The following is a 373-nucleotide window of genomic DNA, read 5'->3' on the forward strand; positions in this document are numbered from 1 at the left end:
ATGGGGAGACCCCACACTACCATCGGCGCGATTGCGTTTCACTTCTGAGTTCGGGATGGGATCAGGTGGGACCACAATGCTATTGTCACCAAGCAAATTCTTACTGGTTAATTCTACGTCTGACGGCATTGTTTCCTCACTCCAGTGCTCATGTACTACCGTACACTCCGACCTTCGCTCGTCACGGCTTTGTCTGCCGTACAATTACCTGCGTAATTAACCTTTATTTGTTAATTTAGAAAGCTGGTTTGAGTTCACACTTCTTAAGTGTTTCTATTCAAGCTAAGTCTCTTAGCAAAACCCATCTGGGTTGTATGGTTAAGCCTCTCGAGTCATTAGTATCAGTTAGCTCAACGCCTCACAACGCTTACAC

The 373-nt window shown here is 45.6% G+C and carries 1 rRNA gene; it reads right to left on the bottom strand.

What is annotated here, in order from left to right:
• Window positions 1-93 (bottom strand): 5S ribosomal RNA (gene rrf, locus HG547_RS20670); the annotation flags it as partial.
• Between the last annotated feature and the right edge of the window lie 280 nt (window positions 94-373).

Source organism: Shewanella sp. DNRA4 (assembly GCF_012843185.1).
In the GTDB taxonomy this organism is placed as follows: domain Bacteria; phylum Pseudomonadota; class Gammaproteobacteria; order Enterobacterales; family Shewanellaceae; genus Shewanella; species Shewanella xiamenensis.